The sequence below is a fragment of the Candidatus Palibaumannia cicadellinicola genome, from assembly GCF_002855795.1.
GTDB lineage: Bacteria > Pseudomonadota > Gammaproteobacteria > Enterobacterales > Enterobacteriaceae > Baumannia > Baumannia cicadellinicola_C.
Genome location: NZ_NJPO01000166.1, coordinates 1 through 15,163, shown reverse-complemented (window position 1 = coordinate 15,163; position 15,163 = coordinate 1). Strand labels below are relative to the sequence as shown.

The following is a 15,163-nucleotide window of genomic DNA, read 5'->3' as shown; positions in this document are numbered from 1 at the left end:
TCTGGTTTATTTAATTCTATGAATGAATTAGATTACGTAGATGATAGAAATCATTTTGATGTTATTTAATTTAAAAGCCTTGGATAGAGTATAATGTCTACTTGTTTACTTAGAGCATAGCTATCAGTTACCATCATAGGTCTTTGTTATGTTAATAAATATACTATTTTTACTATGACACAAGTAGCGCAAAAAATATTAGTGACCTGTGCGTTACCTTACGCTAATGGTTCTATCCATCTCGGCCATATGCTAGAGCATATTCAAGCTGATATTTGGGTACGTTATCAGCGGCTACGCGGTAAGCAAGTTTATTTTATTTGTGCCGATGACGCTCATGGTACGCCAATTATGCTTAAAGCGAAGCAGTTAGGTGTGACGCCGGAAGCTATGATTCATAAAATAAACCAAGAGCATCAGATAGATTTGACTAAGTTTGGAATTAGCTACGATAACTATCACTCAACTCATAGCGATGAGAATCACGAATTATCTATTATTATCTATAACCGGCTGAAAGAAAACGGCTTTATTAAAAAACGTACTATTTTTCAGCTATATGATCCAAAGCATGGTATGTTTTTACCTGATCGTTTCGTTAAAGGCAGCTGTCCAAAATGTAAGTCGCCAGATCAGTATGGTGATAACTGCGAACTTTGTGGTGCCACTTATAATTCTACTGACCTTATCAATCCCAAGTCAACATTATCTGGGGTAACACCAGTTACGTCAGAGTCAGAGCATTTGTTCTTTGATTTGCCTGCTTTTAGCGAAATGCTACGCGCATGGACCCGTTCCGGCTCTTTGCAAGAGCAGGTAGCCAACAAAATGCAAGAATGGTTTAATCTAGGTTTGCAACAATGGGACATTTCCCGCGATGCACCTTACTTCGGTTTTCAAGTGCCAGATGCACCAGGTAAATATTTCTATGTTTGGCTAGATGCGCCTATTGGCTATATGAGCGCATTTAAAAATATGAGCTATAAACGCAAGGATGTTCTTTTCGATGAGTTTTGGCATGTTGATTCTAAAGCTGACTTGTATCATTTTATCGGTAAAGACATTGCGTATTTTCACGCTATTTTCTGGCCAGCTATGCTAGAAGGCAGTAATTTTCGGAAACCTACTAATTTATTCGTCCATGGTTATGTAACGGTAAACGGTGCAAAAATGTCGAAATCACGTGGCACCTTTATCAAGGCTAGTACTTATTTAGCTCATTTCGATGCTGGTTACCTGCGTTATTACTATGCTACCAAACTATCGTCCAGGATTGATGATATAGATCTTAACTTAGAAGATTTTATTAATAGAGTTAATGCTGATATTGTTAATAAAGTGATAAACCTAGCTTCACGAAATGCCGGCTTTATCACGAGATGTTTTGATAGTAAGCTTTCTGCTACACTCGCAGATCCGCTTCTATATAATACTTTTGTTACCGCCTCAGTATCGATTGGGGAAGCGTTTAACACCCGCGAAACTAGCCGTGCGATTCGTGAAATTATGGTGCTAGCAGATCGAGCTAACTGCTATGTAAATGAACAAGAGCCGTGGGTAGTCGCTAGGCAGAAGTGTCGTCAGCAAGATCTGCATGATATTTGCTCTATGGGTATGAATTTATTTCGTTTGCTTATGATTTATCTGCAGCCAGTCTTACCGACTCTAGCGCTGCAATCAGAGCAATTTTTAAATACACAGCTTAATTGGGAATCTATTCCCGTACCGCTGACTAATCATAAGATTAATGAATTTCAAACCTTACTCAGGCGTATAACAAACAGTCAGGTCAAAGCCATGATGAATGATGCACAACAATAAGTTGTTTGTAAATTGGTTATTTTATTTTTGTATATACTTAAATCGCTGCATTAGCTTATCAGCCATTCGGTATGAAAGATACCATCCTTATCAGTACGTTTATAAGTATGTGCGCCAAAGTAATCACGCTGTGCTTGAATCAAGTTTGCTGGTAGCATGAGCGAACGGTAGCTATCGTAGTAGGTGATAGCTGCAGATAAAGTGGGGACTGGAATACCATGCTGAATAGCATGTACTACTACGTTACGTAGTGCCTGCTGATAGTTATCGGTGATAGATTTAAAATAAGGCGACAGTAAAATATTAGCAATTAAAGCGTCCTCGGCGTAGGCATCAGTGATATTCTGCAATAACTGGGCACGAATGATACATCCTGAGCGAAATATTTTCGCTATTTCACCATAATTCAGATTCCAGTGGTATTTTGCTGAAGCCGCTTTGAGCTGCGAGAAACCCTGAGCATAAGATATTATTTTGCCAAGATAGAGTGCACGCCGCACATTTTCAATGAACGCTGCTTTATCACCGCTGAAGTTTGTTATATTAGTATTAGGCCCGGTGAGTACTTTACAAGCTGTAACCCGCTGTTGTTTTAACGACGATAAGTAGCGAGCGAAGACCGCTGCGGTAATCAGGTTCAGCGGTTCTCCTAGATCTAACGCACTCTGGCTAGTCCACTTACCTGTTCCTTTGTTGTCAGCTTTGTCACAAATAACATCGATTAGGTAGTTACCTTCTTTGTCTTGTTTGGTCAAAATATCTTGAGTAATGCCAATAAGATAACTGTTTAGCTCGCCTTCGTTCCACTCTTTGAAGATACTGGCTAGTTCATTATTATTTATACCTAGTACGTTTTTCAGTAACGCATAGGTTTCTGCGATAAGTTGCATATCACCATATTCAATGCCGTTGTGTACCATTTTAACGTAGTGACCAGCACCGTCAGGACCAATATAGGTAACGCATGCCTCGCCATTAGCGCGTGCTGCAATGGTCTCCAGAATTGGAAATATGAGATCATAAGCGTGTTTATCACCTCCAGGCATAATGGAAGGACCTTTAAGCGCGCCTTCTTCACCGCCTGAAATACCTGTACCTATGAAGTAAAAACCATCTTTTAATAGTTCTTGATTGCGACGTATAGTATCTTGATAAAAAGTATTGCCACCATCAATAATAATATCTCCTTTATCCAGGAAATATTTAAGCAAATTAATCGTTTGATCTGTTGCTTCTCCTGCCTTCACCATTAACAAAATACGACGTGGTTTTTCCAGTGAATTGACAAAGTCTTCTACTGAGTAATAAGGCACTAGCTTTCTCCTAGAGTGTTCAGCGATAACCTTGTCGGTTTTTTCACGTGACCTGTTAAAAATAGATACACGATAACCGTGTTTTTCCATATTAAGCGCTAAATTGCGCCCCATTACCGCCATACCAACTATACCTATCTGTTGTGTGGGCATTAAGGAACTCCTATGTGATTAAAACTATTATGGTGTTATAGCATACGATGTTAAGTTAACATGGTAACAATTTATTAGTTGCAGAAAGGTGACGTTCGCGTAGTTTAGCGATTACTTTACTGAAATCTAGAGTTTGATCTAATAACAGAACCAGGAGATGATAAACGAGATCAGCAGCTTCGTTAATAAGTTCTTCCTGATCTTGGACTGTCCCAGCTAGCGCTGTTTCTAGACCCTCTTCGCCTACTTTCTGGGCAATGCGCTTAGTGCTACTACTATATAATCTGGCAGTATAAGAGCTTTTCGGATCTGCGATCTTACGTTCTCTGAGCAATATTTCTAAATGATAAAGAAAACCCCAATCACTAACCGCAGGATGGAAACAGCTACGAGCTCCGTTATGGCAAGTGGGGCCTAGCGGATAAGCTAGAATAAGTAGCGTGTCGTTATCGCAGTCTGGATGTAGACTGATAACTTGCAAAACATTACCTGAACTTTCTCCTTTAGTCCATAGACGTTGCTTGCTACGTGAGTAAAAGGTCACATGACCAGTTTGTTCTGTTACTTTCAAAGCATCAGTATTCATATATCCCATCATGAGCACTTCACCAGATACTGAATGCTGAATAATAGCTGGCATTATGCCGTTCGTTTTCTGCCAATTGAGTCCCTGTGGTTGTTTTTCAGTTAACATAATCGTATTTCTACTCCTTCACGTGCGAGAAATTGTTTTAATTCATTAATCTTAATTATCTGTTTATGAAACACTGAAGCCGCAAGCGCGCCGTCTACTTCAGCATCAATGAATGCTTCTAGGAAGTGCTGCATCGTTCCGGCACCACCAGAAGCAATCAAAGGTACCCGACATTTTTTTCGTACCTGCTGTAACTGCCGTAAGTCATAACCTTTACATACGCCATCCTGATTCATCATGTTCAATACTATTTCACCGGCGCCACGTCTCTGAACTTCTTCTACCCAATCTAATGTTTGCCAGGTCGTAACTTGTATACGGTTTTCATCACCGGTATATTGATTGACTTGATACTGATCAAGTATAACGTCATACCAGGTATCAATGCTGACTACGATACATTGAACGCCAAAGCGATCCGCTAACTTACTTATTAGATATGGATCTGCTAGTGCAGGAGAATTAACTGATATTTTATCTGCACCAAAAGATATTACCTCAGCTGCCTGCTCGACACTTTGAATACCACCAGCGACACAGAAAGGGATATCAATTATTTCAGCAACACGAGCGATCCAGCTTTTATCCACGACTCTACCATCGGATGAGGCAGTAATATCATAAAATACTAGTTCGTCTGCGCCTTCTTCGGCATAGCGATGAGCGAGTGGTACTATATCACCGATGATTTGATGATGGCGAAACTGCATACCTTTAATCACTTGCCCATTATGTACATCGAGACAAGGGATTATCCGTTTTGCCAGCATGCGATAGCCTCCGCAACAGTAAATTTATCTTCTAATAATGCACGCCCTATGATCACACCTTTTACCCCACTAGGACGTAGCTTAGCTATGTCCTTCAAGCTGCCTATTCCGCCTGAGGATTGAAATGCAATGCTAGGCCAGTCGCTACATAGCGACTGATATAATTCAATATTCATGCCAGACAGCGTGCCATCACGTGAAATATCCGTACACAGAATATTCTTTAGTCCGACCCGCTGACTGTATTGATTAATTACTTGTTCAAGCATCACGCCAGAGTTCTCCATCCAGCCATTTATTGCCACCCATCGTTTGCCATCTACATCTATGCGTACATCTAGCGCAAGCACTAAAGCATCGGGTCCAAAGCGTTTGAACCACTGCTGCACTTCCTGCGGTTTTTTGACCGCTATAGAGCCTATAACTACGCGATTAGCACCAGCTTTGAGCAGAGCTTCTACATCCGCTGCACTACGAATACCGCCGCCAATTTGCACCTGTGCCGGGGCGCAGTCAGCTAGTAGGCTAGTAAGAAGCTTATTCTGGCGTGCTAAGGGATTACGTGCACCGTTTAAATCGACTAAATGCAGCACTTCTGCGCCATCACGTAAGTAATCATGAATGCGAAGCTGCGGATTGTTACCATAGCTACGTTGCTGCTGATAGTCGCCCTGATGCAGTCGTACTACAGTGCCGTCAATAAAATCTAAAGCAGGGATTATCACCAGTTACATCTCCAGAAAATTTTTCAGTAATTGTCGGCCAACAGTGCCGGAGCGCTCGGGATGAAATTGCACACCCAAAAAGTTGTCTTTTGCTACCGCAGCGGTGAATGGTTCACTATAGTTAGCTTGAGCTATGGTTGCGTAGCATGGCTGCATAGCGTAACCATGTACGAAGTAAAAGTAGCTATCTTCCGGGATGCCGCGAAACAGACTGTGTCTGACTTTTTGTTTTACCTTATTCCAACCCATATGCGGCCAAGGCCGGTTAATATGAGCCATTTTTTTTACAGGAGCGTTGATGATCCCAAGAGTTGTTATACCCCCACTTTCATCACTACCGCTGCCCAGCAACTGCATACCTAGGCAGATACCTAGTACTGGTTGAGTAATCATCTTAACTAGATCGATCAGCTGACTGTTGTCCAATTGCTCCATAGCAGCTTTCGCTGTACCTACACCAGGTAAAAATAACTTATTAGCTTGTAAAACTACTTCAGCATCGTGACTAACCTTAGGCTGATAACCCAAACGACGTATAGCAGCAGTGACTGATAACAAATTAGCACAGCAAGTATCGATGATTACTACTTTCATTACAGCACTCCTTTTGAGCTAGGTAGAATATTGCCATCAACGTGTATTGCCTGACGTAGAGCGCGCCCGAACACTTTGAACAAACTTTCTACTCGGTGATGGTCATTTTTACCTTTTGTTCGCAAATGTAATGTACAGGCCATAGCATAAGATAGTGAGCGGAAAAAATGCTCAACCATTTCAGTACTCATATCTCCAATTCTTTGATATGCATATTCCGCCTTATATTCCAGGTGCGGCCTACCAGATATATCCAGCGTACAACCTGCTAAGCATTCGTCCATCGGTAGTATAAAACCGAAACGATTAATACCATACTTATCTCCAAGCCCTTTTTTAAGGGCTTCGCCGAGCGCTAGTGCAGTGTCTTCAATAGTATGGTGATCATCAATGTGTAAATCTCCCCCTACTTCTATTTTGAGACGTAATCCTCCGTGGGTAGCGATCTGGTCTAGCATGTGATCGAAAAAACCAATGCCTGTATTAATCTGACTATTACCTTCTCTATCTAGCCATACCTCAACATCTATGATGGTTTCCCTAGTAATACGTTTCACGTGAGCATGTCGATCACTACGGGTTAATTTATTACATATGACTTGCCAGTTAAGAATATCACGCTGATAACGCCAGCCATTAATGCCCATATTATATGCTAGGGTAATATCTGTTTCCCTATCCCCGATCACATAACTATTGGCCTTATCTAATGTATCGCCTACTAGCCAGGGTGCTACTAGTGCTATTCCTGGTTTTCGGCAATCGCACTGATCGATCGGCATATGAGGGCAAATCAAAACTTGATCGAAAAATATTCCCTGCGAATTAAAAATATGCATCATAAAATTATGCGGACCGTCGAAATCTTTTTGAGGAAAACTGGATGTTCCTAGACCATCCTGGTTAGTTATCATGACTAATTTGAAGTCAGCTTTTTGTAATATTAGTAGTGCAGTTATAACGTATGGCTCTAGTGCTAGCTTCTCTATTCGATCTACTTGAAAATTGTCGGTTGGTTCGCTTATAAGCGTACCATCTCTATCGATAAATAACACTTTATCACTCATAGGTACGACTCCTTGCTAGGGTAGGGTAGGGGATAATGTCAGTGCTTTGAGCGCTACGACTAAACTTTGGCATTCTAAGCGAGTGCCAATAGTGATACGCAAACAGTCGGATAATCCTGTTTGTTTACTCTGATCGCGTAAGATCGTACCTTGATCCCATAAAGTTTGAAATACATGATAGGCTGGATCGAAACATACTAATAAATAGTTACTGACGCTAGGGAACACTACGCATACACAAGGACATTTAGCTAGTTCAGATATTAAAAAATTTCTATTAGAGTTGATTTCCGCTATCCGCTGGCTAGTTTGGCGCAGACCTTCGGCACTTAGCGCTTGTTCGGCGATATCTGCGACCGGTAATGATAGAGGATAAGGTGCGATTACTTTTAGTAATAGTTCGATCACATCAGCGTTCGCAAGAACAAAACCACAGCGTAAACCGGCTAAGGCAAAAGCTTTGGATAGCGTACGTAGAATAACTAGATGTGGATAATCTGTCAGTAAACTTGCCAGACTAGCTACGGGACAAAAATCGATATAAGCTTCATCCGCTACTAGTAATGTTCTGCCATCCGTCATCTCTAGTAACTTGCGTGTATCAGATAGATTAATAATATTGCCAGTAGGATTATTAGGACTACAAATATAAACTAATTTCACACCATTGAGTCTCGTGTAGATCTCAGGTAGGTCTAGCTGCCAATTATCAAGTGCCGGAACAGTACGACACTCTACCCCAAACGTTTCGGCGCTAACACGGTACATACCGTAGGTAGGGGGACAGAATAAAATAGCATCCTGCCCTGGCTCACAAAAAGCGCGGATCATCAGCTCTATTCCTTCATCAGCGCCACGGCAGGCTAGTACTTGGTTGGGCTGTACTCCTGCATAAGATGCATAGCTATTAATGATCCCTTTAGGTTGGCAATCAGGATAGCGGTTAAGATTGCCACTGCGTGGCATATAGAATGTTGGCTGCGGATATTCGTTAGCGTTTAGCCAAATGCTACCTTTTCCACCTATTCTACGGGCTGATTGATAGGGCTCTAGTGCCCGTACATTAGCCCTAGCTAACTGAAAGATATTCATTGTTGTTCCTTAAGTTGTTTCTTAAGCGCGGCGACACGCAGCGTGACGGCATTTTTGTGAGCGGTAAGCTGTTCGGCCTGCGCTAGCGTTTCGATAGTAGGTGCCAACAATAATAGCCCCTGAGGACTTAAATGCTGCACGGTCATGCGTTTTTGAAAATCTGTTAAGCCTAGGCCAGAATAGGTTGCGGTATAACCATAGGTAGGCAGTACATGATTCGTACCAGAGGCGTAGTCACCGGCAGATTCCGGTGACCAATCACCGAGGAATATCGATCCAGCGTTAGTAATATGTGTAACCCATTGTTCCGCATCACGGGTCTGGATAATGAGATGCTCCGGACCGTAACGATTACTGATAGCTACGCACTCGGCTAAATCATCGGCGATAATAATTCTATTATTAGCTAGTGCTTGGCGAGCAATGGCTGCACGCGGCAGGTTTTCTAACTGACTGGTAGTTTCTGCCGCTACCTGCTGCGCCGTTTCTGTATCAGTCGTAAGCAGAATCACATGTGAGTCAGGACCGTGTTCTGCTTGGGAAAGTAGGTCTGCTGCGATAAATGCGGGGTAGGCGCCGCTGTCAGCGATAACAAGCACTTCGGAAGGACCAGCCGGCATATCTATGGCAACACCGTTTACCCCTTGGCTAATTTGGCGTTTAGCTTCCGTTACCCAAGCATTGCCTGGACCAAATATTTTATCTACCTTGGCAATTAACTCGGTACCAAATCCCATAGCAGCGATGGCTTGGGCGCCGCCGACTTGGTAAATTTCATGCACTCCGCATAGTTGAGCCGCATATATGATTTCATCAGCAATAGGAGGTGGCGAGCAAAGGATTATTCTTTGGCATCCAGCAATTCGTGCCGGCGTAGCTAACATAAGCACCGTAGAAGACAATGGTGCTAACCCTCCAGGAATATACAACCCTACCGAGGCAATAGGCCTGGTTAACTGGCGACAGTGTACGCCAGGCTGAGTTTCTATATCTACATCTGGTAACTGCTGAGCGCGATGGAAAGATTCGATATTAATTCTCGCTGCAGCCATAGCCTCTTTTACCTCTGGCAAGATCCGGCAAATTGCTACAGCTATCTCCTTTTCCGTCAGACGTAATTGCGTGGTTTCTATACCATCAAAGCATAGGTTAAAGGTGCGAAGAGCACTATCCCCTTTTTCGCTAACCTGGTTGAGAATGTCGCTCACAGTTGAGATCACACTAACTGATGCCGTTACGGCAGGACGAGTAAGCAGCATTGTCTGTTGTTCTGCGTTGCACTCACGCCAGCGTACCGGTAAGGATAAGGCAGAAGTGATCATTGCTTTACTCCATCATCTTTTCAATTGGCAACACTAGAATAGAACGAGCCCCTAGGGCTTTTAAGTTTTCCATCGTTTCCCAGAAGAGAGTTTCGCGGCTTACCATGTGCATAGCTACCAGATTCTGATCGCTAGCTAATGGCAGTACGGTAGGACGCTCAGCTCCAGGTAGTAGACTGATAATATTATCTAGTCGTTCGGTTGGTGCGTGCATCATGATATATTTCGACTCACGCGCTTGAATCACCCCCTGAATACGGATCATTAACTTATCTACTAGCGCTTGCTTCGTGATCGAAAGCTCTCCATCACGCTTAATTAAGCAAGCTTTAGAGCGATAAATCACCTCAACTTCGCGCAAACCGTTTGCTTCAAGCGTAGCACCAGTTGAAACTAAATCGCATATAGCATCAGCTAGACCAGCGCGTGGTGCTACTTCTACAGAACCGTTCAACAAACAAGATTTGAAATGGATACCTAGTTTATCGAGGTATTGCTTGAGTAGATGAGGGTAAGAAGTAGCTATACGTTTACCTTGTAGACATGTAGGCCCGTTCCATTCCTTATCTAGAGGCCATGCCATCGATAGCCTACATCCACCAAAATCTAATCTACGCAGAATAACATAGCGGGGATCTTCGCCTTGAGCACGACGAGCAAGTAGCTCTTCTTCTAGCACATTCTCACCTATAATCCCTAAATCTACTACACTGTCTAATACTAGGCCCGGAATATCATCATCACGTACCCGCATAATATCTATAGGCATATTTTCAGCAAAAGCTAGCAGCCGTTGCTGTTGTAAATGAATTTTTATCCCGCATTGTTCGAGTAATTGCTGAGATTCTTTGCTGAGTCTGCCAGATTTCTGCATTGCTATCCGTAATCGTGATTTGTCCAATATGATGTCCTCAGTAAATGATTGACTACTGCAAAAAAAAACCTCGGAATATTTCTTCCGAGGGCTTTTTCTTCTTCTTCTGCGCCACTGGAAGAGGGAAATGTCTTCCAGCACCTATCGCCTGAAAGACTAATCAGGTTTATGGTGATAATATGGTTTGATCATAATGTAGTTCATAATTGGTTCCACAAGTCATTTTATGTAACTATGAATAAATGTGTTATTTAACCTAACGATGTTTAGTGCAGAGTGCAACACTTTTTTGTACTAATTTGTACTTATACTTATTAAGCGCAAGTAAAATGAAAAAAATATCGATTATTGGTTTAGGTTGGTTAGGTATGCCGTTGGCATTATCACTGCTTGCTCAGGGCTATCAAGTAGTTGGTAGCAAAACTAGTAAGGAGGGAGTAGAAGCGGCACGCCTAATAGGCATAGAGTGCTATCAGCTTAACCTGACACCTTTACTAGAAGTTAATGCAGATAATATTAGAGCTCTGTTTAAGACTGACGCATTGGTAATTACATTACCTATTGGGCGTAACGCAGAAAGAATAGAGAATTACCTCTTAGCTGTTCAGCAGGTTGTAAATAGAGCGCAGGTTACTGCTGTGCCACGTCTTATTTTCACTAGTTCTATCTCAGTTTATGGTGAAAAAGCTGGCTTTTACTGCGAGGATAGCCCTACCGTACCAGTTTCTCCATTAGGTCAGTGCCTAGTGAAGTTAGAAAAATGGTTATATAAGTTACCCTATACATCAGTTAATATTATCAGACTAGCTGGGTTAGTCGGCCCAGGTCGCCATCCCGGTCGTTTTCTTTCTGGTAAGCAAGGACTACTCGGTGGAGGGCAAGTAGTTAATTTAGTACATCAAATGGATGTCATTAGTGCTATTAGTCTATTGCTTCAATTATCATATGGTAGTTATTGTTATAATCTTTGCGCGCCATATCATCCACTAAAGCGAAATTACTATCCCATGATGGCGCGTATGTTAGGTATCAAACCGCCTGTATATTTAGCCGATATTAACCAAGACAAAGAAAAAATAATAGACGGTAATCGTATTTGTCAAGAGCAAGGATTTGAGTACCAGTACCCCAAATTAACCAACGTTAAATAAATTTAGTAGACCTTAACTACTTAATCATATAAGAAGTCAGTATGATGCGATATCATCTCATGCCGGTGACGGCATTTAACCAAAATTGTTCACTAATCTGGTGCGATCAAATAAAAGAAGCTGCATTGGTAGATCCTGGTGGTGATGCACGACGACTGTGCCTTGAAATAGAGACATTTAACGTTACGATAACAAAAATTTTATTAACTCACGGTCATTTAGATCATGTAGGAGCATCGAAGGAATTAGCACAGTACTATGGGGTGCCTATTATTGGCCCTCACTCTGCCGATCAACCTCTATTGGAAAACCTACCAGGACAATGCAAAATGTTTGGTGTGCCAATCATCGACTCATTTTTACCGGATCACTGGTTAGATAACGGAGAAATTATTAAGGTAGGTATGGAAAGCTACCTTGTCCTACACTGTCCTGGCCACTCTCCGGGCCATGTTGTATTGTGGAATAAAACAAGCAGATTTATTATTATGGGTGATGTACTATTCAGAAACGCTATCGGGCGTACTGATTTACCCGGTGGCAATGCACAGATGTTAATGCACTCAATTAATAACCTACTACTACGTCTTGCAGACGATATAGTTTTTTTACCAGGGCATGGTCCGATGTCTACGATCGGTCGTGAACGCTATAGTAATTTATTTTTGCGGTAGGGTAGCGTGCGGTCCAACATGCCAAATCAGAAAGAGACTCACGCATAACTTAACTATACTATAGTACTGCGATAATCGCTTCACATAGTTGCTCGATATTATCTAGTGTCAGACCTGCCACGTTGATACGACCAGAATCAACTAAATAAACCCCGAATTCGTTGCGCAGCTTCAGTACTTGTTTTTGGTTTAGACCGCTGAAAGAAAACATACCATGTTGCTGATTAATAAAACTAAAGTCTTGCTGTGCACCTTTTTCTTGTAAAATATTTACTAATAGAATACGCATTCTTTGAATGCGTTCTCGCATATTTTTAAGCTCATGCTCCCATATGGCGCGTAGCACATCGTCGCCCAGAATAGTTGCTACTACGGCCGCTCCGTGTGCGGGCGGGTTAGAATAGTTAGCGCGAATAATTGATTTTAGCTGACTAAATGCACGTTCGACTATATCATTTGCTGTAGCTACAATGATACAGGCACCGACACGTTCGTTGTACAAACTGAACATTTTTGAATAAGAGCTACAGATGATAAATTCACGATGCCCCCTACTAAAAATTTTTATTCCTTCGGTATCCTCTTCCAGACCGTAGGCAAACCCTTGATAAGAAAAGTCAAACAGCGGCAACAAATTATTTTTTGCTGTGAAATCAGCTAGTTCACGCCACTGCTCGGAACTTAAATCCATCCCGCTTGGATTGTGGCAGCATCCGTGGAACAGCACTACATCACCGGCATTAGCCTTGCTCAGATTAGCCAGCATTCCATTCAAATCAAGGACATGGTTGGTAGTATCATAGTAAGTGTACTCATACACATCTAAACCAGCAGCTTGAAAGATATTTTTATGGTTTGGCCAACTTGGATTACTAATCCAAATACGTCGTGCGGTAGTATTATGGAATAAAAACTCCGCAGCTACTCGTAAAGCACAGGTACCTCCTGGGGTTTGCGCGCAGCGCGTAAACTTATTGCTCATTACTGTACTATTTTCGCCAAATAGTAGCCGCTGGATATAATGAGCAAAAGTATCAATACCTTGAATGCTCAAATAATTTTTGCTAGTCTCTTCATCGAGCAGTAATGCTTCAGCTTTTTTAACACTAGCTAGAATAGGTGTATTACCAGTTTCGTCTTGGTATACTCCGATGCCTAAGTTTATTTTATATGAGCGATAATCCGCACGAAAAATATCTAGCATACCGAGAATAGGTTCGGTGGGAGCAGCCTGAATAGATTCAAACATAAATAGTTTTGCCCCAAAATGAAAAGTAATACTATTTAACAATAGTAATTGTATTTAAACAATGTTAGTCGCTTAACGTACGATGAGAAAATTATCAAATGGCTAATGATTCTAATATTAGCGGCGACAGCTGGGATAATTTTAAAAAGATGCCTGACGCGAGCTTCTTGGGAAAGGTATTACCTCACGGATATTTGGTATTCCTGTGACATAGACTATTAATCTTTCGAAACCTAATCCAAAACCAGAATGAGGTACAGTTCCGTAACGGCGTAAATCACGATACCACCAATAATCTTCTGTTTTCAATCCCATATCAACTAAACGTTGATCTAGTTTCACTAGACGCTCTTCACGTTGTGATCCACCGATAATTTCTCCAATTCCAGGCGCCAGCACATCCATCGCAGCTACGGTTTTTCCGTCATCATTCATTCGCATATAAAAGGCTTTAATATCTTTTGGATAATTTGTCACGACTACAGGAGCTTTAAAATATTTCTCAGCAAGATAACGTTCATGTTCGGAAGAAAGATCGATACCCCAAAAAACAGTATGAGCAAAATTTTGCTCGCAAACTTGTAAAATCTCTATTACCTCAGTGTAATCTATTTGGACAAAATTAGAGCTGATAAATTGCTCTAATCGGTTAATAGCATTTGTATTAATCCGTTCAGCAAAAAACTTCATGTCATCAGCACGCTCTGTCAATACGATTTGAAACAGGTATTTCAGCATTTTTTCTGCTAAAGAGGCAATATCTGTTAAATTCGCGAATGCGATCTCTGGTTCAACCATCCAGAACTCTGCTAAATGACGGCTAGTATTAGAGTTTTCCGCGCGAAAGGTGGGACCAAAAGTATATATTTTAGACAATGCACAGGCATAGCTTTCTCCATTCAACTGACCGGATACCGTGAGGAAAGCTTCTTTACCAAAGAAATCTTTTTCATAGTTTACTTTTCCCTGATGGTTATGCGGCACATTTTCTAAATCTAGCGTAGAAACACGGAACATTTCGCCCGCACCTTCACTATTAAAAGCTGTAATTAATGGAGTAGAAACCCATAAAAAACCTTCTTCATTCATAAAGCGATGAATAGCTTGTGCTAAAGTATGTCGTACCCTAGTAACTGCGCCGATAAGATTGGTACGTGGACGTAAATGAGCTACTTCTCGTAGATATTCAATACTATGTTGTTTGGCTGTGATCGGATAAGTGTCTGGATCTTCGACCCATCCCAGCACTTTAACTATTTTGGCCTGTATCTCGAAACGCTGGCCTAGGCCAATTGATACTACTACTCTACCGGTAATGGTTACCGAGCAGCCGGTAGTTAGACGCAAAACATCATTTTTATAATTGTGTATAGTATGATGAATAATCACTTGCAATGAATCGAAGCATGAACCATCATAAACAGAAAGAAAGGAGATTCCTGCTTTGGAATCTCTACGGGTACGCACCCAACCATGTATAGTGACTTCACTCTCAGTTAAAATAGACCCTTGCAGTATGTTTACTATAGGTATAGAGTTCATAATTAAAATTGAATAGGTATTCAAACCTTATGATATTATCTCAATAATTAAAATTCAATTAGATAGCTACCTAGCTAGGTTAGTAAATTGGACTAATTATACTTAATTTGAAACTATTATTG

General features: G+C 41.5%; 14 protein-coding genes and 1 other annotated feature. Of the genes, 3 read left to right on the top strand and 11 right to left on the bottom strand.

Going from position 1 to position 15,163, the window contains the following annotated elements:
• The first annotated feature begins 174 nt into the window (after positions 1-174).
• Positions 175-1,821: a methionine--tRNA ligase gene (metG, locus tag CEX73_RS03085; protein ID WP_101627118.1), complete on the top strand. Its 1,647-nt coding sequence runs from the start codon at positions 175-177 to the stop codon at positions 1,819-1,821.
• A gap of 50 nt (positions 1,822-1,871) precedes the next feature.
• Here metG and gnd read toward each other — a convergent pair whose 3' ends face one another.
• Genes gnd through hisG form a run of 9 tightly spaced genes read right to left on the bottom strand, consistent with a single transcriptional unit; the run spans position 1,872 to position 10,455 of the window.
• Positions 1,872-3,287 carry an NADP-dependent phosphogluconate dehydrogenase gene (gene gnd / locus CEX73_RS03080; RefSeq protein ID WP_101627117.1) on the bottom strand — a complete coding sequence of 472 codons (1,416 nt, stop codon included), beginning with the start codon at positions 3,285-3,287 and terminating at the stop codon, positions 1,872-1,874.
• Positions 3,288-3,342: 55 nt separating this feature from the next.
• On the bottom strand, positions 3,343-3,981 hold the full coding sequence (gene hisIE / locus CEX73_RS03075) for a bifunctional phosphoribosyl-AMP cyclohydrolase/phosphoribosyl-ATP diphosphatase HisIE (RefSeq protein ID WP_101627116.1): 639 nt from the start codon (positions 3,979-3,981) through the stop codon (positions 3,343-3,345).
• Positions 3,975-4,751, bottom strand: coding sequence for an imidazole glycerol phosphate synthase subunit HisF (gene hisF / locus CEX73_RS03070; protein ID WP_101627115.1), 777 nt, complete (start codon positions 4,749-4,751; stop codon positions 3,975-3,977). The genes hisIE and hisF overlap by 7 nt, the downstream gene beginning before the upstream one ends.
• The gene (gene hisA, locus CEX73_RS03065) at positions 4,733-5,476 is read right to left on the bottom strand and encodes a 1-(5-phosphoribosyl)-5-[(5-phosphoribosylamino)methylideneamino]imidazole-4-carboxamide isomerase (RefSeq protein WP_101627114.1); all 744 of its coding nucleotides are present in this window, start codon (positions 5,474-5,476) and stop codon (positions 4,733-4,735) included. The genes hisF and hisA overlap by 19 nt, the downstream gene beginning before the upstream one ends.
• A gap of 3 nt (positions 5,477-5,479) precedes the next feature.
• The gene (hisH, locus tag CEX73_RS03060; RefSeq protein ID WP_101627113.1) at positions 5,480-6,070 is read right to left on the bottom strand and encodes an imidazole glycerol phosphate synthase subunit HisH; all 591 of its coding nucleotides are present in this window, start codon (positions 6,068-6,070) and stop codon (positions 5,480-5,482) included.
• Positions 6,070-7,137 carry a bifunctional histidinol-phosphatase/imidazoleglycerol-phosphate dehydratase HisB gene (hisB, locus tag CEX73_RS03055; protein ID WP_101627112.1) on the bottom strand — a complete coding sequence of 356 codons (1,068 nt, stop codon included), beginning with the start codon at positions 7,135-7,137 and terminating at the stop codon, positions 6,070-6,072. Before hisB ends, hisH begins: the two co-directional genes overlap by 1 nt.
• Positions 7,138-7,152: 15 nt before the next feature.
• The gene (gene hisC / locus CEX73_RS03050) at positions 7,153-8,229 is read right to left on the bottom strand and encodes a histidinol-phosphate transaminase (RefSeq protein WP_101627111.1); all 1,077 of its coding nucleotides are present in this window, start codon (positions 8,227-8,229) and stop codon (positions 7,153-7,155) included.
• Entirely contained in the window at positions 8,226-9,551 is a 1,326-nt protein-coding gene (hisD, locus tag CEX73_RS03045) for a histidinol dehydrogenase (protein WP_101627110.1), read from the bottom strand. The genes hisC and hisD overlap by 4 nt, the downstream gene beginning before the upstream one ends.
• A 4-nt stretch (positions 9,552-9,555) precedes the next feature.
• Positions 9,556-10,455, bottom strand: a complete 900-nt coding sequence (hisG, locus tag CEX73_RS03040) for an ATP phosphoribosyltransferase (RefSeq protein WP_101627120.1) — start codon at positions 10,453-10,455, stop codon at positions 9,556-9,558.
• Positions 10,456-10,483: 28 nt separating this feature from the next.
• Positions 10,484-10,606, bottom strand: a sequence feature (His leader region).
• 148 nt (positions 10,607-10,754) lie between these two features.
• On the opposite strand from hisG, the gene CEX73_RS03035 reads away from it, so the two are divergent.
• Both CEX73_RS03035 and CEX73_RS03030 read left to right on the top strand, forming a co-directional pair.
• Complete coding sequence (locus tag CEX73_RS03035; protein ID WP_101627109.1) at positions 10,755-11,576, top strand: NAD-dependent epimerase/dehydratase family protein; 822 nt, start codon at positions 10,755-10,757, stop codon at positions 11,574-11,576.
• Between the two features lie 44 nt (positions 11,577-11,620).
• The gene (locus CEX73_RS03030) at positions 11,621-12,250 is read left to right on the top strand and encodes an MBL fold metallo-hydrolase (protein WP_101627119.1); all 630 of its coding nucleotides are present in this window, start codon (positions 11,621-11,623) and stop codon (positions 12,248-12,250) included.
• A 58-nt stretch (positions 12,251-12,308) separates the two neighbouring features.
• Here the strand turns inward: CEX73_RS03030 and CEX73_RS03025 are convergent, their stop codons facing one another.
• Together CEX73_RS03025 and asnS are read right to left on the bottom strand one after the other, a co-directional pair.
• A complete protein-coding gene (locus CEX73_RS03025; RefSeq protein ID WP_101627108.1) occupies positions 12,309-13,499 on the bottom strand; it encodes an amino acid aminotransferase in 1,191 nt (396 codons plus the stop codon).
• Positions 13,500-13,640: 141 nt separating this feature from the next.
• Entirely contained in the window at positions 13,641-15,041 is a 1,401-nt protein-coding gene (gene asnS, locus CEX73_RS03020; protein ID WP_101627107.1) for an asparagine--tRNA ligase, read from the bottom strand.
• Positions 15,042-15,163 lie beyond the last annotated feature (122 nt).

Excerpts from the sequence above, each read along its gene's own strand:
- asnS (WP_101627107.1), bottom strand. The coding sequence starts at position 15,041 with ATGAACTCTATACCTATAGTAAACATACTGCAAGGGTCTATTTTAACT.
- hisB (WP_101627112.1), bottom strand. The coding sequence starts at position 7,137 with ATGAGTGATAAAGTGTTATTTATCGATAGAGATGGTACGCTTATAAGC.
- CEX73_RS03030 (WP_101627119.1), top strand. The coding sequence starts at position 11,621 with ATGCGATATCATCTCATGCCGGTGACGGCATTTAACCAAAATTGTTCA.
- hisIE (WP_101627116.1), bottom strand. The coding sequence starts at position 3,981 with ATGTTAACTGAAAAACAACCACAGGGACTCAATTGGCAGAAAACGAAC.
- CEX73_RS03025 (WP_101627108.1), bottom strand. The coding sequence starts at position 13,499 with ATGTTTGAATCTATTCAGGCTGCTCCCACCGAACCTATTCTCGGTATG.
- hisF (WP_101627115.1), bottom strand. The coding sequence starts at position 4,751 with ATGCTGGCAAAACGGATAATCCCTTGTCTCGATGTACATAATGGGCAA.
- gnd (WP_101627117.1), bottom strand. The coding sequence starts at position 3,287 with ATGCCCACACAACAGATAGGTATAGTTGGTATGGCGGTAATGGGGCGC.
- hisD (WP_101627110.1), bottom strand. The coding sequence starts at position 9,551 with ATGATCACTTCTGCCTTATCCTTACCGGTACGCTGGCGTGAGTGCAAC.
- CEX73_RS03035 (WP_101627109.1), top strand. The coding sequence starts at position 10,755 with ATGAAAAAAATATCGATTATTGGTTTAGGTTGGTTAGGTATGCCGTTG.
- hisH (WP_101627113.1), bottom strand. The coding sequence starts at position 6,070 with ATGAAAGTAGTAATCATCGATACTTGCTGTGCTAATTTGTTATCAGTC.
- metG (WP_101627118.1), top strand. The coding sequence starts at position 175 with ATGACACAAGTAGCGCAAAAAATATTAGTGACCTGTGCGTTACCTTAC.
- hisC (WP_101627111.1), bottom strand. The coding sequence starts at position 8,229 with ATGAATATCTTTCAGTTAGCTAGGGCTAATGTACGGGCACTAGAGCCC.